We start from the raw sequence: 26,507 nt of genomic DNA on the forward strand, positions 1-26,507 counted from the left end.
TCCACCCAGAAACCGGTAGCATTCCGTAGCATTCAGTCGCCACCAAACTCGGCACAATCGAGTATTCTGTGAATGACTCTCGCGATCACCCCATGGAAGACCGTCCCACCTCCCGTGACACCCATGCGGACATTGAGCGGCTCATCGAATCGGCTCCGTTTTTCCGGGCGCTGCCGCGTGATGCCGTTGAGTTAGCCACTGCCCACGTTGTCACCCGCACCCACCCATCGAACCAAGTCATTCTGCTGGAAAATGACTGGGGCGGTTCGGTGTACTTCATCTTGGAAGGCTGGGTCAAAATCCGCACCTACAACCTGGAAGGCAAGGAAGTGACCCTGAATATTCTGGGTCGCGGTGAAATTTTTGGCGAAATGGCGGCCCTCGATGAAGTGCCCCGATCGACCGATGCCATTACCTTGGCCCCCACCACCATTGGCAGCATTCCCGCCCAAGACTTCATCACCCTTGTGGAAACGGAACCCCAGGCGGGCATCAAGTTGGCCCAACTGATGGGGCGGCGGTTGCGCCAGGTGAACCGGCGGTTGCGATTGCGGGAATCCGACAGCGTATCGCGGGTGGCCGATATTTTGATGTTTTTGGCGGAGGGTCAGGGTCGCAGCAGCGATCGGGGCGTGGAGATCCCCAACTTGCCCCATCGCGAACTGAGCAGCCTTAGTGGCCTGGCCCGCGAAACCGTGACCCGGGTGCTGACCAAGTTGGAAAAAAAGAGCTTGATTGAACGGGATGGGGATGTGCTGCGAATCCCCAGTTTGAACGCTTTGGAGCGAACCATTTGCTAGGTTGGTCGCGCCACGGGGCCCCAGGCCCAGCCGGAACCGCGGCCGGAGATCCGCCCCCGATCGCCCCGGCCATGGCCCAGGCCTTGCACGATCGCCTGGCTGCCGCCGGGGGACAAATCACCTTTGCCGACTACATGGCCCTGGTGTTGTATGACCCCCAGGTGGGCTACTACGCGGGATCGGGCGATCGGGTTGGCATTGGCCCCCAGGGCGATTTTGTCACCTCGCCCCACCTCTGCCCCGATTTTGCGGAACTGTTGGCCGATCAGGTGGCCGAATGTTGGGCAAGGCTGGGTTGTCCGTCTGCCTTTGACCTGGTGGAAATGGGAGCCGGCCAAGGGGTGATGGCGGCGGATTTGCTCGCCCATTTGCAAACGACCCATCCAGACTGTTGGGCCGCCACCACCTATCGGATTGTGGAAATTTCGCCGGTCTTGAGGGCTGTGCAGCGATCTCGCTTGGCGGCCTGTCCAGCGGCGGGCGATCGGGTCGTTTGGGTTACCTGGGAGGCGATCGCCCCCAACTCGATCACCGGCTGTTTTTTGTCCAATGAATTGGTGGATGCGTTCCCCGTTCATCGGGTGATTTGGCAAGGGGGGCAGCTCCAAGAATGTTACGTCACCGCCTCCGAAGGACACCTGAGCGATCGCGTGGGGCCCCTGTCCACGGAGCGGCTAGCCACCTATTTCCAGACCCTCAACATTGACTTTGCTCAGGGTGCTTATCCCGAGGGCTATTGCACAGAGGTGAACTTGGCCGCATTGGACTGGTTGGCAACCTTGGCCGATCGACTGCGATCGGGCTACCTGCTCACCATTGACTATGGCTACGATGCGCAGCGGTTTTACCACCCCAGCCGATCGGGCGGCACGCTACAGTGCTACACCCGCCACGCCCACCACAACGATCCCTACTGGTTGCCGGGCCAGCAGGACTTGACGGCCCACGTGGACTTCAGCGCCCTGCAACATTGGGGCGAACAACAGGGCCTGCAAACCCTAGGATTCACACGCCAAAGTTTGTTTTTAATGGCCCTTGGATTGGGCGATCGACTAATGGCCCTCAGTCAGGGCGGGGCGATCGCCCAAGCGATCGATTTTCAGCAAATCTTGCACCGTCGAGATGTGTTGCACCGCCTCATCGATCCCACGGGTCTCGGCAACTTTGGAGTTCTGATTCAGGCCAAGAACCTCCCACCGGGGGCGATCGATCCTCCCCTCAAAGGCCTGCAAGAACCCATGGGTCTGGGCTTTATGTAGGGTTTGTGTAGGGGGAATCTCCAGCCCGATCGCCCGGTTCCAGCACTGCTTGTCCAGTGGCCGACTACAATCAAGAATGCCGTCCTTTTGGGGCGGGGTTATCAGATCCCGTAATTTTCTAACGAAAAACGGATTCAATCTTTATCCCTTTGAACAGCAACCATGGTCACGCCCGATCGCATCACAACTGCCATCAAGGCCAACCTGCCCGACGCAGAAATTCAGCTTGCGGGTGACGGCGACCACTACGAGGCGATCGTTGTCTCTGCGGCCTTCGCGGGCAAAAGCCGTGTCCAGCAACACCAACTGGTCTATGGCGCACTGAATGAAGATCTCCGCAGCGGGGCGCTTCATGCCCTCGCCCTCAAGACCTTTACCCCCGAAAGCTGGGCCGCACAACAAGCCACCGTTTAGGGGGTCTCAGCCGGGGCAAAACATCAGCAGTTCCTGAGAATGAGGAACCTCTAGAAACCCAAAGTTTCTGGAAACTGGCCAAGTGAAGATGCAGAAAGCGTCAAAAAAAGGCAAAAATTAGCCAAAATTGGCCAGGATGAATCCTTAGCTGTTGCATCCCAATCACCAAGGCAAGGAGCCGCAGTTCCTTGTTTTGTTCTAACTTTGTTCTAACCACGTCCACTATTACGATCGCGGATAGCCACCATGACCCCTGAAACGAAACAACGCATCGAAAGCTTGGTGCAAAACAACAAAGTGATGCTGTTTATGAAGGGCACAAAATTGATGCCCATGTGCGGCTTTTCGAACACTGTGGTGCAAATTTTGAATGCGGTGGGTGTGCCCTTCGAGTCTTTGAATGTTCTGGATGAGCCAGACATTCGGGAAGGCATCAAGGAGTTTTCCAACTGGCAGACTATCCCGCAACTTTACATCGATGGCAACTTCATCGGTGGTGCTGATATTGCCGTTGAACTGTTCAACAGCGGCGAGCTGCAACAACTGTTGGAAGTCGCGATTGCTTCTTAATTGCTTCTTAGATGAAGCCTAAAAAGCACCTTGAAGCCATTGCCTTCTGGTCATTTGGGGCAAGGGGCTTAAGCCCCTTGTCTTCGTTATACGCCCCTTGTCTTTGTTATAAGCCTCTTGTCTTCGTTAATTGATTAGGCAATTCACCCATTTCCATCCCTAACTCCATGACCCTCCATCCCCTGATGTTTGCCATTTTTGGCCTGTCGTTGGATACGATTTTCTCTACCCAAGGCATCATGGTGCTGCTGTTGATGGCCTATGGGGGAGCCATGTGGATGTTTCTGTCCAGCGCGCCCAAAGTTCACACCATCATGGTGTCGGATTTGGAAATTGCCCGACAGTTCTATGAGGGAGATTTGGAATTGGCGGTGGCTGATGTGCCCTTGCAGTATTACTACAACTACGAACAAACCCTTGGGGCCACCACGATCGACCCGCTTTATATGGCCCCCAGCACCTTTGCGCGCGTTGCCAATCCGGCTCCTGTGCCCGATGGTTTGTGGTACCAACTCAAGAAAAATGTGCAGCTCCATGTAATTGCTGGAGCCAGTTTGGGCGATCGCAACCACCAACGCCACGTTTGTTTCGATCGCGACTGTCTAGAACAAATTCTGTTGCGAATTCAGGTGCGGGGAATTCGGCACAAAATTCGCCAAGAGTTACCGCTCAATTTCTTGGTCAAGGATTGGTCGGGTCGCACCTTGGAATTAACCGAAGCGGGTCAGTAGCCATCAAGGGCGATTAATCAACCTTGATCAGTCAACATTGATCAGTACTGATCAATCAACCTTAAGGAACCGGAATGAGCGGTGTTGATGAGTGCTGAAGTGTGGGGGGCTGCCCCAGCCAGGCCTCAGCAGCATCGATCGCCCCGGTGCGATCGACCCAAACGGAAGCGGCCCGGGTCACCTGCCCGCCCAGCAATTCCACCCACACAAAATGGTGGAGCCGTCCCCGATCGTGTTCTCGAATTCGGGGAACCACCGCCGCATTCACATACACCGTTCCTTGGGCATCGCTGGCCGTGGCCTGCCGCAAGCGATCTTTGCGGTGGCGCAAGTGGTGGTGCATGTGGCCAAAGGTGACCAAAGCCACCTGTTGATGGCGCTGTTGGGCAATGCGGATCGCTTGGCGCAGGTCAGGATCGCCAAAATCGCCACCGAGCGGTTGCCAGTCGCGCCCGCAAATCGACTCCGGTTGATCTCCCAGCCCATAGGGGCCGTTATGTCCCAAAAAAATGAGGGTGGGTTGAGTGGCGCGGGCCGCCGCTTGGGCAATTCGATCGGCCGAATCCATCATGCCCGTCACGGCAAAGCGATCGCGGTAAAACTCCCCATAGCTCCAGTTCGGGCCGCCCCAGCTAAAGGGTCGCCCCCCAATCACACTCAACCCCAACTCCGGCCAATCCAGGCAACCGTAGCCCACATGGGCCGCCCCCAACAGATCCAGTTGTTCTTGCACCCGATCTTCGCGGCTGCGATCGTAGGGACATTTTTTGCGGCCCCAAGGAGTGGCGCTATACCAGGAATCATGGTTGCCCAGAATCACCGCTTTGGGCAAAGGCAACGCCGCGATCGCCCGGGTAACTTCCACCGCTTCGTTGCCAAAGTCACCCACAAACAACGCCGCATCAACGCCTAGCCCTTCAAGGGCATGGGCATCGTCAACCGTCCACTGGTCATGGACATCGCCAATGATGGCGAGATGGATTGGGCGAGGGGCAACGGCGGTCATGGTGATTTTTAGAGATGCGATTTCGTTAAAGCGTAGTTAAGGCGTTCAGGAAGTTCAAGCATTCAAAATGCGATTGGTTCCAGATGCAGTTGAGCGATGAAGTTAAAAAATGAAATTCTAGAGATACCTTTGAAAACTAATTAAAACCAATTATCGAAACCAATTGAAGCCATTAAAAGTCCGAAAGACGATCTAATAAGGCAGCAATCGGGGCCCGATCGAACGCTTGTGGTTTTGCTTCCAAATAGGCTTGCAAATCAGCTCGGGCCTCGGTAAATCGCTCCAATTGGTAATACAACAGTCCCCGATCGCGCCGCTCCTGAATCGCATCGGGAAAAATCAGCAGAATTTGCTCAATTACTCGGGCTGCACGGATCGGATCCTGCCGACTGATGTAGATTGCCTTGAGGTTGGTCAGCATTCTCACCAGGAAACGATGCGGATCCACCGGTTCCAAAAATTGCGGCTTGAGGGCGACCGGTTGCCCATAGATGCTACTGAGGCGATCGGCACAATCTTGTGGAAACAGAATTTCGCCCTGGGCAAAGGCATCGACAAAAATTCCCGCCTCTTCAAAGTCGGGGCGGATGATAAAGTGGCCTGGCATTCCAATGCCAACCATGGGGAAATTCAGTCGCTTAGCAATTTCTAAATAGACTAATGAAAGGGTGATGGGAATGCCCAAACGGCGATCCAACACTTCATTCAAAAAGCTATTCCGAGGATCGTAATAATCCGATTGATTGCCGCTGAATTCTAATTCCGTGAAGAGGTATTGATTAATCGCCCGAATCACCCGCATGGGAACCCGATCGCCCGCCAGCCGATCGCCCACCACCGCCGCCATCTGATCTAATTGGTTTAAATAGGATTCCACCACCAGCCCCGGATAGTCTTCCTGGGCAAGATAGAGGGCTGCTCGGGCTAGGTCAATTTGCTCGATCGGTCGTCGAACCTCTTGCAAAAAAGCCTGTCGAGCTTGGGAAAATTCCATCGTGGCGATCGTCGCTAAAGGGCAGAGTTGAGAATTTGCAAAATTGAAAATCTAAGGCCAGCAGAACCCGAAACAGGCAAAGCCCAGAAATCAAAATAATAACGGAATTAGAAAAGAACCAACACCGCGCACAAAGTTCAGCACCGAAATTCCCACTCCGTTGCCTTCCGACTGCTCACGGCCGCCCTTTTTGACATAGCGCTCCAATTCATCGGAAAACTTTTCCGCCAATGCCTGCTGCTCGGGATTGTTGGCCTGGGCAAAGAGCTGGGCCGCCACTCGCCCATCCCCGATCGCCCCGCCATAGTCCGCCAAGTGCGATCGCGCCACGGCTCGGTTTAGGTAAGCCTCGGCAAATTGCGGATCCTGGGCGATCGCCTGATTGTAGTGATTAATGGCCCCGGCGAAGTTGCGTCGATCCGCCTCATACACGCCCCAGTTGAAACGATCGCGCGGTGTGGCCACCTCGATCGGCAACCCCACAGCCCCAATCACCAGGGCTTGGGTCATGGTGGCCCCGCTGAGATCGGCCCCAAAGAAAACCGCCTCCCGCAAATCCGTGCTCACCAAATTGGCATTGGTCAACTGAGCATTGGTCAGCGTGGCTCCAAACAGGGTGGCACTCTGCAAATTTGCGCCGCTCAAGTTGGCCTGGCTGAGGTTGGCACGGCTCAGATTTGCACCCCGCAGGTCAGACCCCATCAGGTTTGCGCCGCTCAAGTTGGCATAAACCAGGCTGGCCCCCGTCAAATCGCATTGCACACATTGCCGCGTGAGCAACAGCGTTTGGACATGCTCTGGATTGGCCCCATAGCTCGCAGGACTGGCCAGCACCGTCAGTCCCAATGCCCAGCCCAGCCCAACCAGCCCACGCCCAGCTTCCATAACGGCTTCCTCCCGGTTCTTGTGCCGACACCCTATCTTAGAAGATGTTTCAAATGTCCGAATTGATCGTCATTGATCGTTCAAGCTGATCGATCAGCCGATCAGTCCAGCCCATCAGCCAGATTGGTCGGTTCGGTCGATGAACCCTTGCCCTATTGGCTTCAACTGAAGACCGAGAAAATCCGGGTAGGGGCGTACGGCCGTACGCCCCTACAGGGTTAACGGATTTCAATCAACGTTGATTGGGTTGATTTTGCACAGGCTCACCGTTAGTTTGAAGCACCTGCCCTTGCCCGGGCCCCAAAAACTAGCAAAGATCTGATCTCCCCCCTAGTCAGCTCAAGTTCAGCTCAGTTGAGGCAGCTCATCACAGTTGGCGAACCTGAATCAGTGGTGCTGATTGGGTTGAATTGCTCAGACTGAATTTCCAGGATTTTGCCGCGCCGTCTTCATTTCAGCCTGTGCCCCTCGGACTCAGAACCATTGCAACAGGGCAGAAATTGAGGAGATTGATCTCAGCATTGACCCGAGATCGAAGCCGGTTTTTGCTCGATGACAAGCTGTTAGAAACTGAAAAAAAACTTCAGATAGCTACAAATTGTCAGTTCCTATGGTCACATCCCGAGAGTTTATGGATAGAATATGCGATTGAAACCGCTATTCGGTAGGGGTTTCAGCCACTCATTCTACTGATTGCCGACCCGGAAACTGGGTTGGCTCCCCTTTGCATTCAGGAGATTTCGAATTATGAATAAAGGCGAGCTGATTGATAAGGTGGCCGAAAAGGCGAATGTCACCAAAAAGCAGGCCGATCAAGTGCTGACCGCAGCGCTCGACTCGATCGTGGAAGCGGTTTCGTCAGGCGAAAAGGTGACTCTGGTGGGGTTTGGCTCGTTTGAGCGCCGTGAGCGGAAGTCCCGCGAAGGCCGCAACCCCAAAACCGGCCAAAAGATGGAAATTCCGGCCACCTGTGTTCCCGCCTTTTCTGCCGGTAAGTTGTTCAAGGAAAAGGTTGCGCCTTAGGCAGTCCCCTAAGCGCCCTTTCAGGTCTCTGTGGTTGCCATGGCCGACTGGTGTTTGAGGGTCGGTCATGGAATTTGTTTTACCAGCGCCCAACAATCTGCATGGCAAAGCAGCGAGCTGCCCTTGAGCCGATCGAATGGGCCGATCGAACCAGGCCCGTGAGTTGCAAGTGAATTAGTGACGGTTTGGGATTAATCGCCCTGGCGGGATGAATCAACGGAAAAGCATCGGTTGTAGACTAAATCCCGACTGCCCGACCCATCATTTTGCAAATTTGCCATGCACGCTTCCATGGATGCTTCCCCGATCGCCCCGCGCCCGTTGAAGGCTACGGTGCTTCAGTTGCCGGTTCATCTGCTGGATGACTACACCCAGTGGTTGTTGGATCGGCGACAGGAGGGAGGCGCGCAGGTGGTGACCCTCAATGCGGAAATGGCGATCGAGGGGGAACGAAACGCCCGGTTGGGGGAAACGATTCGCCAAGCCGATTTGTGCATTCCCGATGGGGCCGGCGTGGCCCTATACCTGAAGCTGCGGGGCTATCGCCAAGTACGCCGGGTTCCGGGCATTGAGTTAGCAGAATCGGTGCTGACGGCCTTTGGTCGATCGCCCAATGCCTACGGAACCGTTTGGTGCTATGGCGGTCAACCGGGTGTTGCTCAGGCGGCGGCCCAAGCCTGGGAAAAACGGGCCCCCGGCATTCAATTTTCAGGAATTTATCACGGCTTTTTGAGCGAAGACGAGCGATCAACCATGGTGCAGGCCATGCGAGAAGCTCAACCGGGTCTGATTTTGGTGGCGCTGGGTGTTCCTCGCCAGGAATATTGGATTGCGGAACACCGCCACCTTTGTCCCAATGCCATTTGGATTGGTGTTGGGGGCAGTTTTGATATTTGGTCGGGCACAAAGGAGCGCGCGCCCGCTTGGTTTTGCGAAAACAATCTGGAATGGCTCTATCGCCTCTATCAAGAACCTTGGCGTTGGCGGCGAATGCTGGCTTTGCCGAAGTTTGCTTGGCGGGCGCTGCTGGAAACGCTACGCCCCCCGCGCTCCAGTTCTCGTTAAGGCGTTGATCAATGAAACTTTGATCAAATGAGACTTTGATCAATTAGTTCCTGATCGATGCAGCCTTTACCTAAAAATAATTGGCACGCCATATCACGGATGCCATGAAGCAATGGTTTGGTGGGCAGTGCCCACCCTACGGGCTGATTGATCAAACTCTGAGCAATTAGTAATATTCCTGATCAATCAATTCCCTCTAAAACATGCCTTCAGGAACGGGAATGTTGCCGTTGTTGTAGTCTTCCCAAACTCGGAACAGGAACATTCGCCGATCGCGGGCAGTGTTGCCATAATTTTCTAGTTCCGATCGAAACAGTTTGCGAAGTGTGGGATTTTGCGCCAGACTCAGCAGTTCCTGAAGCTCGGTTTCAGAAAACTGGCTATCGAGACGACGGCTGTAAGTGAGGGCGACGGTTTTCCAGCCGGCCCGCTCCTTGAGCACATCATTCAACCAGTTAATGAATTTCAGGGACTGGTTGGGCGAAACGGCTAAATCTACAGCATTTCCCAAATATTGATCGTAGCGTTCAGCAACTCCCAATTCTTGCAAAACAGCGGTGATTAGTTGCCGTTTTGTCATGGGCTGTTCAGGCAAGGCCGGCGTGGTTTGCGCAAGCCGATCGCCAGGATTTTCGCTGATCAAATTCACGGTGTTTTGAGGGGTGATCGGCTCTGTGGCATTGGCTGGCTGCAAATGGGCGATCGCCATGGCAATGCAAAGACCGGCGGCCGCAAGGGCGATCGATTGCCAAAAATTAATCCAACGAACTTGCTTGGGATGGGTCATACCAGTGACTAAAAAAGGGGGAAAAAGGGGTTGAAGGATGAAGATCTTTGGCTGATTGGCGCAAAATACTAGCGGCCAGATTGCGATCGCTCTCGTTTCCCGATCGTGCCGCGCGTGACTCCTAGTTGGCTGGACAGTTGCAAATCTTGCCAAAGTTCAGTGCCGGAAATTTCGCCCCGCAGGAGTTGTTGATAGCGGGCGATCGAGTGACTGACCCGATCGGGCGATTCATTTAGGAACTCCAACCGGAATCGCCGGGCCCCGGATGCGATTAACCGTTGCACCACCTCTGCGCCCGTCTGTGCCACCCCATTAAACACCGTGTTTCGACAGCCCGCATCCGCCTGTAACCGATGCTCCACCCCGGCTCGATCGCGCAGGGTAACCGTTTGTTTTTCGCAGGGACGACCGCAGTTTGTGTGATCGGTTCCGGTGGACAAAAAGGCACAAAAAACGCAATGCTCCATATGGAACATGGGCATATGCTGATGAATCGTAATTTCCAACCAGTCGGGAGGACAGGCTTTCAGCAAATCGACTAATTGATCGGCATTTAAATCGTAGGAGGCTGTGAGGCCGGCTAGTTGAAATTCTTGCTGAAAATAGCTAGCGGCGATTGGGTTGGCCACATTCAGCGAAAAATCTCCCATGCAGCAATCCTGGGCAAAGAAGCTGAGATGGTCATAATTTCGCACCAAATAGCCATCCGCATTGCTGTTGCGAACTTGCTGCAAAATCCAGGTTTCACCGGTTTTGTAAATCCGAGGGGGCGCAACCCAAAGGGTTTGTTGATCCGATTGTTTTTGGGTGCGAAACCATTCCACCAGCGATCGATATTGGCGCGGATCTTCTAATTCGCAATAGAGCCGATCGATTCCGGCGGCCATGGCGCTGGCCAGTTGGGCCCGGTTGCGCACCAAAACCGACAGTTGGGCTGGCTTTGGAGCCGGTCGATCGCCCATGGCGGGCCAAAGGTCTCGCGATCGCGCCGTGGCGTGCAATGTCCAGCGGGGCGGTTGGGCCCGCTGCTGTTCCAGTTGAGCCACCAAGTCTCGCCGCATTCGGTTTAGCTCGCTGGCGGGCAAAATCACCTCGCCACTGAGTTGTTGCTCAAAGCGATCGAGCCGAAAAGCCGTATTGCCCAGCCGGCCAAACTGGTCTTGCAGCCGCTCGGCCGTGAGGGGTTGGCGCTCTGCCGCCGCCAGGGGCATGGTGGACACCACTTGGGCAATGTGGCCCAACTCGTCCCGGGCGATCGCGGTGGCGGGCTGACCCAGCACCCCATGGAATTCAATGGCGATCGGGCGCTGAAATTTGGGTTGCTCGCCCGCGTAGGTTTGGCGCACCCGCTTTTCCAGTTCCGGATCGGAAGTTTTCCACAGCCGATCGCCCGATCGCACCCGTCGCAAATCCAACCTACTGAAGCGATCGACCCGCAACCCCCACAGCTCGCCCGATCGTCCCGGTTCCCGCACCTCACAGATGCGGCCGCCCTGTTCGCCGCCGGGCCCGTCCAGGCCAATGCCATCGCCAGGGCTGAGGTGCAAACCAGTCGATCGCACCCACAGCCAATCGCCCTCCACCCGCACCACTTCGCCCAAATAGGCCCCGCGCTTTTTGGCATATTCCCCATGCACCAGCGCTTGATTGTTGATGCCCTCAAACCAGCCCGTGAATAGACCACGAGAAAAGGACATTTCCAATTCGTAGCGATCGGCTGAGTCAGTTATGGGCTGCGCTTGTTGCAGTGATCGCGATGGGGCAAGGGGCTGGAGCCCCTTGTCTACCGGGTTGGCACTCACCGACGGCCGGCCGATCTCGGCTCGATTCTGTAACACCGAGTCAGCAAGATGCTCAAGCCCCTTGTCTACCGGGTTGGCCACGGCGGCCACCGCCCGATCGAGCGCTTGGCGATAAATTCTTGTGGTGCTGGCCACATATTCCGGCGCTTTCAACCGGCCTTCAATTTTCAGGCAACTGACCCCCGCCGCCACCAACTCCGACAGCACCGGCAACCCAGACAAATCCTGGGGACTGAGCAGATAGTCCCGATCGCCCAAATCCACCACCTGTCCATCGGCCACCAACTCATAGGGCATCCGACAGGCCTGGGCACATTCCCCCCGATTAGCCGATCGCCCACCCAGCGCCTCACTGGTCAAGCATTGGCCCGAATAGGCCACACAAAGGGCCCCATGCACAAACACCTCCAGCGGCAAAGACAAGCCCCGATCGCCCAACTGGGTTTGAATTTTCTCAATTTCCCGAATCGAACATTCCCGCGCCAACACCACCAACTGGCAACCCAAATTCCGCGCAAACGTCACCCCCGCCGCACTGGTGATCGTCATTTGCGTTGAAGCATGGATCGGAAAATCCGGCGACAGATGCCGAATCAACCGCACCAACCCCACATCCTGCACGATCGCCGCATCCACCCCCGCCGCAATCACCGACTTCAGGTAGCGCTCCGCCTCCGCCAGCTCATCGGTGAAAATCAGCGTGTTGATCGTCACATAGCCCTTCACCCCGCGCCGATGCAGCCAGGCCATCAGCTCCGGCAAATCCGCCTCCGTGAAGTTTTCGGCCCGCATTCGCGCATTGAAGCGATCGAGGCCGAAATAAATCGCATCGGCCCCGTTTTCCACCGCCGCCTTTGCACAGTCCCAATTGCCCGCCGGAGCCAACAACTCCGGCCGCCCCAAGGGCCGCGAAGTTGTCACCACATCCTCTGGGCGCGTGGAGCATGGAACATCGGATTGCTGAGCGTCGGGCAACGAAGAAAGCATGATGGGGGTTGAAAGCTGCTGGTGGATTCGTTCAAGAGGTTCACTAACCAGTATCAGGAAAAAGTACCGCAATCGGTATGTTGGGATGTTGGGCAGGCAGTTCCCGCTGAAGTCCTGTGGGCGCGATCGCGGTGGGCTTGCGTGGGCTGCAATCACCTTTCGCGGCCCTCAGTTTCGTTGAATTATTTTCAGTTGCATGGAAGTTGTGCAGAGTGGCATGGTGTGCAGAGTTGCGTGGAAGCCTGAAATGGGCTAGGCATGATGGGTTAGTGATCAACCGTGATCAATCAGCCGCCCTGATCAGTCACCTCGATCAATCTGTTTGGATTAGTCTGTGCTAATTAGTCTGTGCTGATTAGTTCATGCCGACCAGTTCATACTGATCAATCTGCCCGGGTCAGTTAGTCTGTCTTAGTCAGGTTGTTCTGAGAATTCTGGCAGCGGGTGCAGGTTCTGGTTCGATCGAGCCGGTGTTTGCTCCCCTGGCCCAGATCGATCGTTTGAAGTCCCTAGCGTGTCAATTCCTAAATAGCAGCAATGGATCGCCTAAGCATCGTGCAGCCTTTCGGTATTTTGGACGGCAAACAAGCTGGCCCCTTCCGTCAAGAAGTGAGCGATCAGGTTCAATCAGGAATGCAACATATCCTGGTTGACTTTCAAGATGTGTCTTTCATGGATAGTTCGGGACTGGGGGCCCTGGTTTTAGCCTTGAAAACGGCTCGATCGGCCGGAGCCAAGCTTTATCTTTGCTCAATCAATGACCAAGTGAAGATGCTGTTTGACCTGACAAGTATGGATCGGGTATTTGAAATCTATCCCGACCAGGAGTCGTTCATGGAGCATTTCAATTCCCTTTAAAGTTCGATTGAAGGCTCGATCGCCCCTGGGGACTGGCAGTGAGTTATGGGCGAAAATCCTATGAATCTGCAAGATCCCTGTGCAATGCTAGGCATCAACGCTGTGGCGGAGTCTCCAAAACCAAGGCGGGCGGATGGGGCGATCGCCCATGTGGCCCCTCCACAAAGCCCCAGCGAGGGCCGGTCTAGATTTGCATCTCTAGTGAACTGCCGGTGAATCTTTGGTGAACCCTGGAATTTGGAACACCAACTTGCAACCCTAGGCCGAAACACTGGATTTGAGCATTTGCATCGGCCCTAGTTCAACTAGCGGAATGAAAGCGCAGTCATGAGTTGGCCAGACTGGACGAGTTTGATCGTAGGGATCGGCATTGGGTTTTATGGGGCGCTGCGACGCTCAACCAGTCCGGCATCATCACCCAAAACACCTGAAGCAACCGCATCGCAAATCTTGCCAGTCGCGCCCATGCCGCCGATCGCGGCGGGAACCAATCCTGGGATCCATGCGGAAATGGCTGAGGTTGCAGCCAACTCACTGGATGCCGAAAAAGATGCTGCAAGTGCCGATGCCAGTACCGATGCCAGTACCGATGCCGATGCCCAGGATGCTGATCCATCCAACACCGAGCCATCCAACATCGATCAAGTCCAAAACACCAGCCCGCCAAATGCGGACACTTCAGCCTTAGCTGCTGCCTATCATTTGGCGAAACAGTGGGGTGCGTTTCAGGCGGGATTTTTGGCCCGGACAGCCCATGAGTTGCGATCGCCCATGAGCAGCGCGATCGGGCTGCACCAAATGATTTTGAACGATCTGTGTGATGACTTGGAGGAGGAACGCCAGTGCGTGGCCGATGCCAACCAAGCGGCTCAACGGATGGTGAATTTGCTCGATCGCCTGATTGAAGTGTCCAAATTTAATAGCGGAGCCATTGAGCCAGATTTTCAGGTTGTTGCCCTGTCCCTCATTTTGGATGATGTGGAAGGGTTGACCTATTTACAGGCGGCAAACCGCAACATTGGCTTGGATTTTGAGGAACCGCCCGAGGTGGATGTGTGGGTGGATTCCAAACGAATGCGCCAGGCCTTGGCATTGGTGGTGGATGGTTTGATCACACAGCTTGCCCAGGTTGGCGACAAGGGGCCAATTACCCTGCGCACCTCCGTGATTGAGCAGACGGTTCAGATTCAAATCCAAACCACCTGTGCGCTGGAAACCTGGAGCGACCCGATCGACTTGATGGATCTGGGAATGTCCGTTGCCCACAGTGTGGCCGATCTGCGGGCAATGGCGGCCCACAGTCAGCTATCACCGATGATGGGCCTGTGGGTGGCTCAGTTGGCGATCGAGTCGATGGATGGGCAATTAACGGCTACTTCAAGCGAAAACGGCATGGAACTGCTCTGCAAGGTTTCCTTGGCTTAGGGAGACTTGGATGAGCGACGATCAATCGGATCCAAAACAGCAAGCAATCACCCAATCATTCCAGCCATGTCTCAATCCCTGGTTTGTGGCGGATCGGCGAACCCGCTGCCCCTTGATCGCCCCTTGGTGGAACTGCGTGGGGTCAGCAAAACGCTGGGCGATCGCAAAATTCTCGATCGAGTGGATTTCGCCATTTATCCCAACGAGGCGATCGCGATTATTGGCCCCTCCGGCACAGGAAAATCAACCATCTTACGGGTGATTAGCGGTCTGTTGGAACCCGACGAAGGCGAGGTTTATTTGTTAGGAGAACCTCGCCAAGGCTTGCTGGGCGACAGCCACGAACCAGAGGGGGTAGAAATCAAGTTGGTGTTTCAGCAAGCCGCCCTGTTTGATTCCCTGACGGTGGGCGAAAATGTGGGGTTTTCCTTGCTGGAGGCGGGTCAGTTGCCCCCGCGCGAAATTCAAAAATTGGTTGATCGCGCCCTGGAGCGGGTGGGGTTGCCGGCCATTGCCGATCGCTACCCGGCGGAGTTGTCGGGCGGCATGAAAAAACGGGTCAGTTTTGCCCGCGCCATCATTGAAAATCCTGCTCCCGATGGCACACCCATTCCTGAAGTGTTGCTCTATGACGAGCCAACAGCTGGCCTTGACCCGATCGCCTCCACAATTGTGGAAGACCTGATGCGGGAACTGAGCCAAAAGGTCAATTTTTGCTCAACCTATGTGGTCGTGACCCACCAGGACAGCACCATTCGCCGCACAGCCGATCGGGTGGTGTTTTTGTATGATGGGCGCATTCGTTGGCAAGGGAAAATCCAGGAAATTGACACCACTGATAATCCCTACGTGCGCCAGTTTTTCAACAGCGCGATCGAGGGGCCCATTCAGGTGGTCACCGCCTAGTTAAAATTCAGGTTCAGTAGCTCCAATTGATTCGAGATTCAGCCAGAATTCAGCCAAAATTGGGAGTCGCTTTAATCCCAGTCATCCACGGTTTTTTGCTGAAGTTGCCATTTTTGGAACCGTTTTTCAAAGTCTTCCGTATCCGGTTGCAAAGACTTCCAAGCATCCAGAGCGATGAACATTCCCCACCCCAAACCCAAGGTGAGCGACCAGCCCAAGTGCCCCGAGGAAACCAAGTCAATCAGCAATAAAAAGCCGTTGACAATGCCAAATTTACCGAGGTTTAACTTGAGGCGCTGCCGTTGGGCGGCCACGAATTGTTGACGTTGCGATCGATCCCCATTTTGAGCCAACCAACGCTGTTCGGCTGCATATAAATCAGTGCGATCGATCCCAATTTCATCGGCCAATTCCAGAAGCTGACTGCGGGAATATTGCTCAATATCTTGGCGACGGGCGATCGCGAGTTGCAAAATTTCCTGCACCGCATCCCGATCGTAGTTATCGCGGGTGGGCACATCGATGAAGCGGGAGTCGGAACCGCGTGCATCAGGATTGGCTAAGGGCGATCGATCAGCGTTAGTCATAGGTGGGTCATATCTGGTCTTGGCCGTTGTTTATTGAACAGGCGGGGCCGCCTGCGATCGGGCGATGAACTCGGTGATCCAAAACTTCAGCAATCTCACTCGGCGATCTCAACCGAACTCGACGATCTAACTCGGTCATCGAACTACGAATCATAATATCGATGTTCCTATGGTAATGAGGTTGATCAACCGTTGGCTGCTTTTGAACAGGCCCCAGCAATTCCTCAAACCATCCCGCAAGCACTCCATGTGGAAACCCGCGGCCGGGGGCTGCCGCTGTTGTGTTTGCATGGTCACCCCGGCTCTGGGCGCAGTATGCGAGTGTTTACGCGCCATTGGGCCGATCGATTCTGGACGATCGCGCCGGATTTGCGGGGATATGGCCGCAGTCGATCGGGGGGTGACTTTGCCATGGAAGCCCACATTGCGGATTTGGTGGCCCTGCTCGATCGACTCCAAATTGACCAAGCTCTTGTCTTGGGTTGGTCTTTGGGGGGAATTTTGGCCCTGGAGTTGGCCCTGCGACATCCCGATCGAGTGCAAGGGCTGATTTTGATTGCCACGGCGGCCCGCCCCCGCAGCGCCCCCATGCCCAGCCAACGATGGGACTTGGCCTACACCCTGATTGCGGCTCTGTTGAATGAGGTATGGCCCGGTTGGGCTTGGAATATTCGGCAATTTGGCGAGCGATCGCTCCTGCGCTACCTGATTCAACGCCACACCCCCGAAACCTATCGCTACTTGGCTGAATCGGCGGTGTGGGATGTGTTGCAAACCTCAGGGGCGGCCACCCGATCGCTGCGTCAGGCGCTTCAGGCTGGATACGATCGCCGGGCGGATTTGGCCAAAATTTGCTGCCCCGCACTGGTGATGGCCGGAGCGGGCGATCGCCACATCACCCCGATCGCCAGCCTGGAAACCGCCACCGGCTTACCCCGCAGCCAGTGGCACTGTTATGACGGCGTGGCACACCTGTTTCCTTGGGAAATTCCCGATCGGGTTTTGGCAGATATCGATCACTGGCTTCAGGAACAGGGTTTTGGGCAACTCGATTCATTCCAGCAACGCTAGTCGTCGTGGGGGAGCAAGGGGCTTAAGCCCCTTGTCTATGCTGATCGATGGGGCTTCTTGTCTGTGCCGATCGATGAGGCCCAACAGCTAGTTGTGGCTTTTCAGACATCCTCTCCGGCCCACAGTCTGGGAACGCGGAGGCGAGTGATAGGATACAAATTCGACTAATCAGCGCCACTCCACAGGCCGATCGCACCGCCGCACCACACAAAGTCACCATGGGCAACACGTTTGGACATCTGTTTCGGATCACCACCTTTGGCGAGTCCCACGGTGGTGGGGTGGGCGTTGTGATCGATGGTTGCCCGCCCCGGTTGCCCCTAACGGCCGAAGAAATTCAAGTGGAACTCGATCGCCGCCGGCCCGGCCAAAGCAAAATCACCACGCCTCGCAAGGAAACCGACCAGTGTGAAATCCTTTCGGGCGTGTTTGAGGGCAAGACCCTGGGCACGCCGATCGCGATTTTGGTGCGCAACAAGGACACCCGGCCCCAGGACTACGACGAGATGGCCAAGACCTATCGCCCGTCTCACGCCGATGCGACCTACGACGCGAAATATGGGTTTCGTAATTGGCAAGGGGGCGGTCGATCGTCCGCGCGGGAAACGATCGGGCGGGTGGCCGCCGGAGCGATCGCTAAGAAGATCCTGCGGGAATTTGGCAACATCGAAATCGTCGGCTACGTGAAGCGGATTAAGGATCTCGAAGCGGCGATCGACCCGCTGACCGTGACCACAGAACAGGTGGAAAGCAACATTCTGCGATCGCCCGATGGGGACTTTGCGGAACGGGCGATCGCCCTGATTGAATCAATCCGCGATGAGGGTGATTCCGTCGGCGGCGTGGTGGAATGCGTTGTGCGGAATTTGCCGATGGGCTTGGGGTCGCCCGTGTTCGATCGCCTGGAAGCCGACCTAGCCAAGGCGGTGATGTCCCTGCCCGCCACCAAAGGGTTTGAGGTGGGGTCGGGTTTTGCGGGCACATTGCTGAAGGGCAGCGAACACAACGACGAGTTTTACACGGACGAAACGGGCAAACTGCGAACCACAACGAACCGATCGGGCGGAGTCCAAGGCGGCATCAGCAACGGCGAACCAGTCGTGATCCGGATTGCCTTCAAGCCCACGGCCACAATCCGCAAGGCCCAAAACACCGTCGATCAAACCGGGGAAGCCAAGGTGCTGGCGGGCAAGGGTCGCCACGATCCCTGTGTGCTGCCCCGGGCCGTGCCGATGGTGGAGGCGATGGTGGCGTTGGTGGTTTGCGATCATTTGCTGCGCGATCGGGCCCAATGCCACACCCTCGAAGATTTGGCATAGCGTAGAGATTGCGTTGAGATCAGCCAAATTGAGATCAGCCAAATCGAGATCAGCCAAGTCGAGATCGGGTATGTCGAGATTGAGGATGTCAGGATCGGCCAAGTCGAGATTCGGCATGGCGGGCATGGTGGGGTTGCTGTGCGGCCTAGTGCCCTTGGGTTTGGGCGGCTGTGCCGACGATGGTGCAGCCAGCCGCGCCTTGGAGCAATCCCTCGCGCCCGACCCGGCCTTGCAAGCGAGTCCCAGCCCCACCGTTCAACCCAGCCCGAGTCCGAGCTTGACCGCTCCGACTCCTGACCCGATCGCCAGCCCGATCGCCCCCAGCTCCACAGCTCAACCCAGCCCGATCGTCAGCCTCTCTCAGGAATTGCAACCCTATTGGCAAGATTGGCGCAAACTCGACAGCCTTCAGGGTCTCCAGGATCCGAACCAAATCGTGACCCGGCGGCAATTTGCCCGCTGGCTCGTGAGCGCCAATAACCAACTGTTCCAAAACCGCCCGGCCTGGCAGGTGCGATCGGCCAGTGCCACCAGCCAGCCCCTCTTCACCGATGTGCCCACCACGGATCCAGACTTCGCCGCCATCCAAGGCTTAGCCGAAGCGGGCATTATTCCCAGTCGCTTAACCGGCAACAACAGCCCCACCTTCAGCCCCGATGGACCCCTCACGCGAGAAACCATGGTGTTGTGGAAAGTGCCCCTCGATTTGCGTCGTCCCTTGCCGCCGGCCACCGTGGAAACCGTGCAAAAGGCTTGGGGATTTTTGGACGCAACCAAGGTAGATGCCCAGACCCTCCGGGCGATCGCGGCCGATCGCGAGAACGGCGAACTCTCCAACATTCGCCGGGTCTTTGGGTTCACCACCCTTCTGCAACCCAAAAAACCGATCACCCAAGGGGAAGCCGCCGCCACTCTCTGGTACTTCGGCCCCGAAGGCCAAGGCATCACCGCCAAGGATTTGCTCAGTACTGCACCGTCCCCGATCGCCCCGCCAGCTTTCCCGGCCGTAAACTAAACGCAACTTATTTCAACGCTTTGCACCAACGCTTTGCACAAATTTTGGTGACCGCTGCGATAGAAAGATGATTGCCGGCCTCAACATCGATGTCTATCAGGTCTTCGTCTGTGGTGCGATTCACCTTTCAGCCTCCACCGCCAGGATCCCCCGATCCCGATCGCGATCGCCAATTAAACCAAACCCTCCAGGCCTTGGTGCTGCGGACCCAAAGTCTACCGCCCCAAAGTCTAGAGTTCAGAAAAGCGATCCAACAGGTGGTGAAACTTGTTTGTGAATCGAACCGGCTTCGGCGTTCTCTAAGCACCCAGAAGGTTTATCGAGATCACCCCCGTTACGGGGAGTTTTATCACGAGGCATTCTGTCGCTTGCTCGATTGGCTACCCACAGCCATCCAAAAGAAACAGTACGATCCCGATCGGGGTGAAGTCATGACCTGGCTTAACAACAAACTTCAGTATTTGTTCAAGGATGCTGTTCGAGATTTAACCGGCGTGCGCACACCCTTTGCAGTCGGTGTAGATCTGGAAAACCTGGATGAGCAGGGTGAGCTACCCGCCGATATGAACCCTTGGTCAGCACTCATGGCCCAAGAAGAGCTGGATCCATCGGAAGTTTGGCGACTTTACAAAGCCCAAGATCCCGATGGGTTGCTCCAAAAAGTGGTTCTCGGATCAATCCGCCTTGAACAACTGATTGATGCTAAAAACCAAGGAAAGAGTATGCGGAAATTGGCAATTGAACTATCCGTCAATGCCAATACACTCAGCTCTATCTACACTCGCCATAAAGATCAATTCTTCGAGTCGGTTCGGCGCTTTAGGCAGTCGCTCCAACCGCCCGATGAATAGCCTAATTTACGCAGAAATTTCCTTGAACTTAGTTTTTCAAGAAAAATCTCCTCGTGAATTGGCTCATTAAATCTAGAGATTCATCTCCTAATACACCCACTTTCTTCATTTTTATCATTCTTGTCACTCTTTCAGTGTCAAACCCATTCTTTAGCAAAAACCCTCTAAGAGGAGACAGTATTCTCGATTCAGGTGGCTTTAGATTTTTAGTTGCCTCTTTCAATTGCTTCTTCTAATTGGTGATTGACCAAATATTGATCAACTCAAATCGGGGACTACCATCCCTGGTCTTTGTTTTTTCAAAGTTGGTATTGTCAATCAGAATTAGCCATTAAAGATCACTTGAAATCAACCTGAAACAAACTTGAATTTCAATCAAAATTGAGTTGGTTAATCCTCCAATGACGGACAAATAGATCATGACCCTTGACCCCACTTCACCCAATCCTCAAACCACAGAAGTCAACCAGTTTCACGAAACAATTACAATTCCCTTGCGCGCCAAACACCGAGCCACCGCTGAACAATTTGCCAAGGCCGCAACGCATCCAGACCAGCGTGATGTGATTTATCACAACACGTTGGCGATCCTAGCCCTCAGCGATTGGTTGCACTGGCTGCAAATTCCCCATTCCCATCAGAATTGCGAGAGCTGGGATCCTGTAATTAGAGGATTTGATGATGTGGCAGATTTGGCGATCGAGGAAGTTGGTCGAGTAGAATGTCGGCCAGTTTTTCCGGGAGCTGATTCCTTGGAGATTGCACCGGAATCCCAAGCCGATCGAGTAGGCTACTTTGCCATTGGCTTGGATTTGCAGACAGGCGATCGCCCCGAAGCCACTTTGATTGGTTTTATACCCACATCAGCCTTGTTCGATCGAGAACAGATTTGGCTATCAGAACTCCAATCTTTAGATGATTTCCTAGAGTGGTGGGATGCAAAGGTTGCAGAAACTCGCGCTGTAGATTCTGAAACTAGTCAACAGCGTGTTTCAACTAGCAATCCAGTAGTCAGCTCAGAAATTGATTCCAAGATCAATCCAGAGATTAACCCAGCAATCAATCCTAGAACGAACCCAGAGCCTGATTCGGAACTCTATCCAGAAGTCCAATCAACGGGAGCCAAACCGGCCGTTTCCATGATCCCTTGGCTCGAAAATCAATTCGAGCATGGTTGGCAGAGCCTAAGCAGTTTATTACAAGACATCCTAGAGCCAGATTCTTTTAGAGTTGGTTACCGAAAACAGCCGAAAATCACAGGGGCGAAACTCCTGGTGATCAAGAATTTGGAAAAGCCAATTCTTCTGAGTGTGGCCATTGGCCACCATGAACTCACCGAGGAAGAAGCAAGCAGTCCCGAGAACTTGCCTGAGAGTCTCCGGCTATGGGACATCACCATTCAGCTGCGAAATCTGGATGTGGAAATGCTTTTACCCAACGACTTGCAACTCACGCTTTTGGATCATTTGGGACAAGCTGTTGAGCAGGCCACCCCAGAGATCCACACAGGTCTAACAATTGATCTCATTGCAAACCCTGAGGAAACCTTCATGGCGCAAGTGGTGCTGGGCGATTTTAAAGTTATTGAAACTTTAACTGCACCATCGTTGTAATTCGTGCCCGCTCGCTAGGGTTCGATAAAATGTGTCTGGTTTCGTTAGGGTTTCCATGGCACACATTTGGGGTTTACAAGCGCTAAACTGCCGCACTATCTCCCTGGTTGGAGTGGGGGTTATGGTAACCCATGGGTTGATGGCAGGTTTTTTGGCCACTGCTGCGGTTGCTGAGTCGATCGCCCCGGATGGTCAACTTTCAACCACGGTGCAGCAACGGGAACCCAACCAATGGACGATCGAGGGGGGCGATCGGGCCGGGAGCAACCTGTTTCATAGTTTTCAGCAGTTTTCGATTCCCACGGGCGGGCTGGCTCACTTCAACAATGCCGCCGACGTGGCTAATATTTTTGCCCGAGTGACTGGCGGCCAGCGATCGCTTCTGGATGGGACGCTGAGGGCCAATGGGGCAGCCAATCTTTTCTTACTCAATCCAGCGGGCATTTTGTTTGGGCCCAATGCTCGCCTAGATCTGGGCGGATCGTTTTTTGCCAGCACAGCCGATCACCTGGTGTTTGCCGATGGGCTGAGTTTTGGGGTCAACGATCCGGCGGGTCGGCCGTTGCTGTCGATGAGCGTGCCGGTGGGGTTGCAATATGGGTCTGCGCCGGGGGCAATTCGGGTGGAGGCGCGATCGGCTGATCCCAAGGCTCCCACGGGGTTAGAAGTTCAACCGGGTCAGGCGATCGGCCTGTTTGGTGGGGCGATCGAGCTGGATGGTGGTGTGTTGATTGCGCCGCGTGGTCGCCTGCAACTAATCGCCAGTCCTCTCAATGCAACCCTAGCGTTGAATACACCAATTGCCACCATTCAAGCCACAAATTCCGGCTCGATCGGCAATGGTCAAGCTGTTACTTCACCATCGAGCATTCTATTAACGAATAAGGCCCTTTTGGACGTTCGAGATTTGACCCAAGGCGGCACAGTGGAACTTGATGGTCATAACATTTTGCTAAATTCTAGTTCTCAAGTTTTTGCGGGAGTTCGTGCGCCCGCATCAGTTGATAGTGTAGAACCTAGCTCAATAACTGCTGATCAAGTACCTCTTAATAACTTACCAATCAGTGGAGATATCCGTGCTCGCGCAACAGACACAATTACCCTTGATGGAGGACTCACCTTCTTTTCAAATGCTGTTGATCCAGATGCTATGGGAAATGCGGGCAATACAACCATTCAGGCTCGATTAGTCCAGCTTTTGAATGGCGGTCGTGTTTATACTGGCACTGAAGGAGTTGGCAATGCCGGTAACTTAAGAATAATCGCTGATCGATTAACGGTTTCAGGTGCTAGTGAAAACCCCTTTCTTTATAGTGGTATTTTGAATTTAGCTGAAGTCTCGGGCACGGGCAACGGTGGCTTAATTGATATTCAAGTTGACTCAATTCACTTGGCAGATGGTGGCTCAATTCGAGCTAATACTGCCGGTCAAGGCAATGCAGGACGCATTACGATTCGTGCTACGGGGAATGTCGTAATCGAGCGAGTTGATGCCCGTGCTGGAGACGTTGATCGTGAGTCCAGTGGTATCTACAGTCGAAGCGCAGAAAACTCTACAGGAAATGGCGGCACGATCGATCTCCAAGCTCGCTCATTAACACTCCGTGATGGGGGGTTTATGACTGCCACCACTCGTGGAACTGGTAATGCTGGAAATTTGTTAATTCATGTTAGTAACGGAATTACCATTTCTGGCGTGAGTCAATTGGACGAAGTAATTGTATTCTCCGAGAATGAAAAATTAATTTTCCAACAATCTAGTGGACTCTACAGCTCTGCTTCAAGAACCAGTAAAGGAGAAGGAGGAAACATCCAAATTAACGCAGGGTCTCTATTGGTCAATCATGGTGGATTGATCATTACGAGAACAGATGGAGGCGGCAACGCTGGAAGTATTCGCATTCAAGTAGCCAGAGACGTGACAATTGATGGAGTTGGCCCCGATTTATCTTCTAGTGCGATTATTAGTTCTTCAGAAGGAAACAGCCTTGGGCGTGGTGGATCAATCCAAGTTGAAGCGCAGTCATTGACTGTTTCCAATGGAGCAGTGATTAATACCCAAACGTTAACTAATCAGGATGCTGGCAGTATTAATCTTGTAGCCGATCGCTTATCATTTCTGAATGGTGGACAAGCAATTGCCACAACCACAAAAGCAGGCCACGCCGGTGACATTACAATCAGCGCTGACCAAGTTTTAGTGGAAGGATTCGATCCTCGATTTTCTGTTCGACAAGAACTATTTAGTGAAAATGTTGTGGGGCGAAATCTTGGCTCTTTCAGTGGCATTTTTGTAGGAGCTGATGTTGAATCAACTGGAGAAGGTGGGAGCCTAAATATACAAGCCCGAGAAATCAATTTACAGTCGGGAACAACTTTGGCAGTGGGGTCAGCAGGAACAGGAGCAGCGGGGCGCATGGGCCTCGCGGTTGACCGGTTGCAAATGACTGGAGCACATCTCTCGGCGGAAACGCGATCGGGGGCGTTTGGCGGTATCCAAATTGATAGCCAAGGGATTGAACTACGGGAGCGATCGCTGATCAGCACCAATGCTCAGGAGTCAGCAACCGGCGGCAACATTGTGATCGACACGGACACGCTGGTGGCGCTGGAAAACAGTGATATTTCCGCCAATTCGGTGAATAGTTTTGGCGGACGGGTGAACTTGCGGGCCCAAGGGGTGTTTGGGACGGCTTTTCGGGAAGCGTTGACCGATCGCAGTGATATTACGGCTAGCTCGGCGCGGGGGCCAGAATTTAGCGGCACGGTGCAACTGGAGGTGCTGAACCCCGACCCGGCCCGAGGGGCGATCGCCCTGCCGACGGCGGTTGGTGTGCCCCCCAAACCCACCAGCCCCTGCGGCCTCCGATCGGATCCAAGGGCGATCGAGTTTTTTGCCTTGGGACGGGCCGGCCAAGCACCAAACCCGATCGAGGCGGCCACCCTGGAAGCCATGCCCTTTACGGCGGACTTGCGCCCGATCGCCCCTAGCCCCGCAATGGCGGTTTCCTTACCCCCGATCACAACTGCCCCAGTGGAGGCAACAGGCTGGCAAACGACGGATGATGGGCGGTTGGTGCTGGTGGCTACTGGGGCAGTTCCAGTGGTGGTGGGTCAACCGATTGAGGGACGCGGCTGCTGGCCAAAGGGAGCAAATGAGTAAGGCTGAACCAATTCTGTGGGGAGTGGCGCTAGGGATGGTTCTGGCTGGTGACCCAGTGATCGCGAATCCGGTGTCGGATGGTTCCCTGTCCACGGAGGTGGCGCAACCGGAGGCAAACCGCTGGACGATCGAGGGGGGCGATCGGGCCGGGAGCAACCTGTTTCATAGTTTTCAGCAGTTTTCGATTCCCACGGGCGGGCTGGCTCACTTCAACAATGCCGCCGACGTGGCTAATATTTTCGCCCGAGTGACTGGCGGCCAGCGATCCCTCCTGGACGGAACGCTGAGGGCCAATGGGGCAGCCAATCTTTTCTTACTCAATCCAGCGGGCATTTTGTTTGGGCCCAATGCCCGCCTAGATCTGGGCGGATCGTTTTTTGCCAGCACGGCCGATCGCCTGGTGTTTGCCGATGGGCTGAGTTTTGGGGTTAACGATCCGGCGGGTCGGCCGTTGCTGTCGATGAGCGTGCCGGTGGGGTTGCAATATGGGTCTGCGCCGGGAGCAATTCGGGTGGAGGCGCGATCGGCTGATCCCAAGGCTCCCACGGGGTTAGAAGTTCAACCAGGTCAGGCGATCGGCTTGTTTGGTGGGTCTTTGGAATTTGAGCAGGGTTGGGCGATCGCGCCGGAGGGTCGGATTTGGGCGGTGGCGGCGGGGCCGAGAACGGTGGTGAATTTCAACCGCTTGCTGGATACGCCGATCGCCCCAGGAGCCAACCTGACCTTTCAAGGAGGCGGGCTAGAGGTCAGCGGCAATGGTGGCGGGGAGTTGGTAGCGATCGGCGATCGGGTGCAACTGGGTCAGGGAGCCTTGTTGGCGGCGAACACGTTGGGGACGGGTGATGGCCGTGGGTTGTGGGTGCGATCGGGTGAGTTTGGGCTAACGGATCGATCGGCGGTTTCTACGATTACGTTGGGCAGTGGTCGGGGGGGTGATCTCAGCCTTACGGCCCAGCGATCGATCACGTTATCCAGTGGTCGAGATTTCGGCAGCTTTATCCAACAATTACTGAATGCTCAGTTTGAGCCTAGTGATGTGGCTGGGGGCTTGTTTTCTGTCAGCTTGGGCGGGGGAGATGCTGGCCGAATTGTATTGGGTGCAGAGAATATTGATTTGAGTGAAGGGTCGGTGATTCTAACATCCACCTTTGGAGCGGGGCAGGGTGGGGATGTGTTGATCGACGCTACAGGGATGGTGAGACTCAATCGAGCGGGTCTGATTTCAGGAACGGCTGGATCGGGTCGATCAGGTGACTTGACAAGTCAATCTAGGAGCTTAGAACTATTGAACTCAGGGGTCAGAAGTGTTGAATGACAGATTCAGGTTATAAAAAAGGGGTAAGAAGATGTAATTCTTACCCCAAACAATCAAAAAG

The 26,507-nt window shown here is 54.7% G+C and carries 23 protein-coding genes; 17 read left to right on the plus strand and 6 right to left on the minus strand.

Annotated elements, in window-relative coordinates:
* Nucleotides 1–92 precede the first annotated feature (92 nt).
* The 5 genes from AMR42_RS19560 (at nt 93) to AMR42_RS19580 (ending at nt 3,774) form a co-directional block, all read left to right on the plus strand.
* Complete coding sequence (locus AMR42_RS19560; RefSeq protein WP_099535580.1) at nt 93–800, plus strand: Crp/Fnr family transcriptional regulator; 708 nt, start codon at nt 93–95, stop codon at nt 798–800.
* Entirely contained in the window at nt 794–2,059 is a 1,266-nt protein-coding gene (locus AMR42_RS19565) for a class I SAM-dependent methyltransferase (RefSeq protein WP_234407110.1), read from the plus strand. The genes AMR42_RS19560 and AMR42_RS19565 overlap by 7 nt, the downstream gene beginning before the upstream one ends.
* Before the next feature lie 162 nt (nt 2,060–2,221).
* Nucleotides 2,222–2,473, plus strand: coding sequence for a BolA family protein (locus tag AMR42_RS19570; protein WP_099535582.1), 252 nt, complete (start codon nt 2,222–2,224; stop codon nt 2,471–2,473).
* Between the two features lie 246 nt (nt 2,474–2,719).
* A complete protein-coding gene (gene grxD / locus AMR42_RS19575; protein ID WP_099535584.1) occupies nt 2,720–3,043 on the plus strand; it encodes a Grx4 family monothiol glutaredoxin in 324 nt (107 codons plus the stop codon).
* A gap of 167 nt (nt 3,044–3,210) precedes the next feature.
* Nucleotides 3,211–3,774, plus strand: coding sequence for a glyoxalase-like domain protein (locus tag AMR42_RS19580; protein ID WP_199291570.1), 564 nt, complete (start codon nt 3,211–3,213; stop codon nt 3,772–3,774).
* A 61-nt stretch (nt 3,775–3,835) separates the two neighbouring features.
* On the opposite strand, the gene AMR42_RS19585 is transcribed toward AMR42_RS19580, so the two are convergent.
* From AMR42_RS19585 to AMR42_RS19595, 3 genes are all read right to left on the minus strand, one after another.
* Nucleotides 3,836–4,780, minus strand: a complete 945-nt coding sequence (locus AMR42_RS19585; protein WP_099535586.1) for a TIGR04168 family protein — start codon at nt 4,778–4,780, stop codon at nt 3,836–3,838.
* A 172-nt stretch (nt 4,781–4,952) separates the two neighbouring features.
* Nucleotides 4,953–5,774 (minus strand): SirB1 family protein, encoded by an 822-nt coding sequence (locus AMR42_RS19590; RefSeq protein WP_099535588.1) that lies wholly within the window; start codon nt 5,772–5,774, stop codon nt 4,953–4,955.
* A 90-nt stretch (nt 5,775–5,864) separates the two neighbouring features.
* Nucleotides 5,865–6,659: a pentapeptide repeat-containing protein gene (locus tag AMR42_RS19595; protein ID WP_099535590.1), complete on the minus strand. Its 795-nt coding sequence runs from the start codon at nt 6,657–6,659 to the stop codon at nt 5,865–5,867.
* Between the two features lie 747 nt (nt 6,660–7,406).
* Here AMR42_RS19595 and AMR42_RS19600 point away from each other — a divergent pair.
* Both AMR42_RS19600 and AMR42_RS19605 read left to right on the plus strand, forming a co-directional pair.
* Nucleotides 7,407–7,682: an HU family DNA-binding protein gene (locus AMR42_RS19600; protein ID WP_099535592.1), complete on the plus strand. Its 276-nt coding sequence runs from the start codon at nt 7,407–7,409 to the stop codon at nt 7,680–7,682.
* A gap of 306 nt (nt 7,683–7,988) precedes the next feature.
* A complete protein-coding gene (locus AMR42_RS19605) occupies nt 7,989–8,747 on the plus strand; it encodes a WecB/TagA/CpsF family glycosyltransferase (protein WP_099535640.1) in 759 nt (252 codons plus the stop codon).
* Nucleotides 8,748–8,943: 196 nt separating this feature from the next.
* Here the strand turns inward: AMR42_RS19605 and AMR42_RS19610 are convergent, their stop codons facing one another.
* Nucleotides 8,944–9,534, minus strand: a complete 591-nt coding sequence (locus AMR42_RS19610) for a hypothetical protein (protein ID WP_099535594.1) — start codon at nt 9,532–9,534, stop codon at nt 8,944–8,946.
* Between the two features lie 68 nt (nt 9,535–9,602).
* Nucleotides 9,603–12,257: a U32 family peptidase gene (locus tag AMR42_RS19615; RefSeq protein ID WP_234407112.1), complete on the minus strand. Its 2,655-nt coding sequence runs from the start codon at nt 12,255–12,257 to the stop codon at nt 9,603–9,605.
* Nucleotides 12,258–12,860: 603 nt separating this feature from the next.
* Between AMR42_RS19615 and AMR42_RS19620 the strand changes: the two genes are divergently transcribed.
* The 3 genes from AMR42_RS19620 to AMR42_RS19630 all read left to right on the plus strand — a co-directional run bounded on the left by AMR42_RS19620 (nt 12,861) and on the right by AMR42_RS19630 (nt 15,512).
* Nucleotides 12,861–13,181, plus strand: coding sequence for an STAS domain-containing protein (locus tag AMR42_RS19620; protein ID WP_099535598.1), 321 nt, complete (start codon nt 12,861–12,863; stop codon nt 13,179–13,181).
* 450 nt (nt 13,182–13,631) lie between these two features.
* Nucleotides 13,632–14,606: a sensor histidine kinase KdpD gene (locus AMR42_RS19625; RefSeq protein WP_158234554.1), complete on the plus strand. Its 975-nt coding sequence runs from the start codon at nt 13,632–13,634 to the stop codon at nt 14,604–14,606.
* A gap of 66 nt (nt 14,607–14,672) precedes the next feature.
* Nucleotides 14,673–15,512, plus strand: a complete 840-nt coding sequence (locus tag AMR42_RS19630) for an ABC transporter ATP-binding protein (RefSeq protein WP_099535602.1) — start codon at nt 14,673–14,675, stop codon at nt 15,510–15,512.
* 71 nt (nt 15,513–15,583) lie between these two features.
* Here the strand turns inward: AMR42_RS19630 and AMR42_RS19635 are convergent, their stop codons facing one another.
* Complete coding sequence (locus AMR42_RS19635) at nt 15,584–16,099, minus strand: 2TM domain-containing protein (RefSeq protein WP_099535604.1); 516 nt, start codon at nt 16,097–16,099, stop codon at nt 15,584–15,586.
* 192 nt (nt 16,100–16,291) lie between these two features.
* Between AMR42_RS19635 and AMR42_RS19640 the strand changes: the two genes are divergently transcribed.
* From AMR42_RS19640 to AMR42_RS19670, 7 genes are all read left to right on the plus strand, one after another.
* The gene (locus tag AMR42_RS19640; protein ID WP_099535606.1) at nt 16,292–17,170 is read left to right on the plus strand and encodes an alpha/beta fold hydrolase; all 879 of its coding nucleotides are present in this window, start codon (nt 16,292–16,294) and stop codon (nt 17,168–17,170) included.
* A 218-nt stretch (nt 17,171–17,388) separates the two neighbouring features.
* Complete coding sequence (gene aroC, locus AMR42_RS19645; RefSeq protein ID WP_099535608.1) at nt 17,389–18,489, plus strand: chorismate synthase; 1,101 nt, start codon at nt 17,389–17,391, stop codon at nt 18,487–18,489.
* A gap of 85 nt (nt 18,490–18,574) precedes the next feature.
* Entirely contained in the window at nt 18,575–19,504 is a 930-nt protein-coding gene (locus tag AMR42_RS19650; RefSeq protein WP_158234555.1) for an S-layer homology domain-containing protein, read from the plus strand.
* An 89-nt stretch (nt 19,505–19,593) separates the two neighbouring features.
* Complete coding sequence (locus tag AMR42_RS19655; RefSeq protein ID WP_143473200.1) at nt 19,594–20,355, plus strand: hypothetical protein; 762 nt, start codon at nt 19,594–19,596, stop codon at nt 20,353–20,355.
* Nucleotides 20,356–20,774: 419 nt separating this feature from the next.
* Nucleotides 20,775–21,968 carry a DUF1822 family protein gene (locus tag AMR42_RS19660; RefSeq protein WP_099535614.1) on the plus strand — a complete coding sequence of 398 codons (1,194 nt, stop codon included), beginning with the start codon at nt 20,775–20,777 and terminating at the stop codon, nt 21,966–21,968.
* Nucleotides 21,969–22,089: 121 nt separating this feature from the next.
* Nucleotides 22,090–25,131: a filamentous hemagglutinin N-terminal domain-containing protein gene (locus AMR42_RS19665; protein ID WP_234407113.1), complete on the plus strand. Its 3,042-nt coding sequence runs from the start codon at nt 22,090–22,092 to the stop codon at nt 25,129–25,131.
* Nucleotides 25,124–26,446: a filamentous hemagglutinin N-terminal domain-containing protein gene (locus AMR42_RS19670; protein ID WP_158234557.1), complete on the plus strand. Its 1,323-nt coding sequence runs from the start codon at nt 25,124–25,126 to the stop codon at nt 26,444–26,446. Before AMR42_RS19665 ends, AMR42_RS19670 begins: the two co-directional genes overlap by 8 nt.
* Nucleotides 26,447–26,507: the final 61 nt, after the last annotated feature.

Source organism: Limnothrix sp. PR1529, assembly GCF_002742025.1.
In the GTDB taxonomy this organism is placed as follows: domain Bacteria; phylum Cyanobacteriota; class Cyanobacteriia; order CACIAM-69d; family CACIAM-69d; genus CACIAM-69d.